Below are 1,184 nucleotides of genomic sequence, written 5' to 3'. Positions count from 1 at the left end.
GGGAAACCCTGAAGAAGACTTCCCGAATCTGGTGAAATACGCCGATCCCGTATCCTGAGTTTCCCGATGAAGCAGTTGACCTTCGCCGACGCCGAATACGCCGGCAAGCGCAAGCAGACCCGCAAGGAGTTGTTCCTGATCGAGATGGATCAGGTGGTGCCGTGGAAGGGCTTGGTTGCCCTGATCGAGCCGCACTACCCCAAGGGTGAAGGCGGTCGTCCGGCGTATCCGTTGATGGCGATGCTGCGCGTCCATCTGATGCAGAACTGGTTCGGCCACAGCGATCCGGCGATGGAGGAGGCGCTGTACGAGACCACAATCCTGCGCCAGTTCGCCGGGCTGAGCTTGGAGCGCATTCCCGACGAAACCACCATCCTCAATTTCCGGCGCCTGCTGGAGAAACACGAGTTGGCGGCTGGAATTCTGGCGGTGATCAATGGTTACTTGGGCGACCGGGGCCTGTTACTGCGCCAGGGCACCATCGTCGACGCGACCCTGATCCATGCGCCCAGCTCGACCAAGAACCAGGACGGTAAGCGCGACCCGGAAATGCATCAGGCCAAGAAAGGCAATCAATGGTACTTCGGCATGAAGGCGCACATCGGTGCCGATGCCGAGTCGGGCTTGGTGCACAGCGTGGTGGGTACGGCGGCCAACGTGGCCGATGTCACCCAGGTCGACCAACTGCTGCACGGTGAGGAAAACGTAGTCTGTGCCGATGCTGGCTATACCGGCGTGGAGAAACGCGAAGAGCATGCAGGGCGCCAGGTCATCTGGCAGGTCGCGGCCCGCCGCAGTACCTACCAGAAACTGGGCAAGCGCAGCGCACTGTACAAGGCCAAGCGCAAGATCGAGAAGGCCAAGGCACAGGTGCGCGCCAAGGTTGAGCATCCGTTTCGGGTGATCAAACGCCAGTTCGGCTACGTGAAAGTGCGCTTCCGTGGCTTGGCGAAGAACACCGCGCAGTTGGTAACGCTGTTCGCCCTGTCGAACCTGTGGATGGCGCGCCGGTATTTGTTGGCCAGCGCAGGAGAAGTGCGCCCGTAATGCGGAGAAATCCCCAAGCAAAGTGCCCAAACCGGGCAGAGCTTGGGGCATATCGCCCAGCCGCCTGCTCGGCAGGTCGTTTTTTGAAGCAACTGGGCTATCGGACTCGGAACGTCGGGGCTAATTCAGACCATCCT

At 60.6% G+C, this 1,184-nt stretch carries 1 protein-coding gene; it reads left to right on the top strand.

Features of this window, described 5'->3' with window-relative positions; translation table 11 throughout:
* Window positions 1-66: 66 nt before the first annotated feature.
* Window positions 67-1,047 carry an IS5 family transposase gene (locus tag ACNFH5_RS30545; protein WP_416752674.1) on the top strand — a complete coding sequence of 327 codons (981 nt, stop codon included), beginning with the start codon at window positions 67-69 and terminating at the stop codon, window positions 1,045-1,047.
* The last annotated feature ends 137 nt before the right edge of the window (window positions 1,048-1,184 follow it).

Origin of the sequence: Pseudomonas sp. NY15435 (assembly GCF_048068295.1) — a bacterium.
GTDB lineage: Bacteria > Pseudomonadota > Gammaproteobacteria > Pseudomonadales > Pseudomonadaceae > Pseudomonas.
Note: the sequence above shows the minus strand (reverse complement) of the source record. Positions and strands in the feature narration are given on the sequence as shown.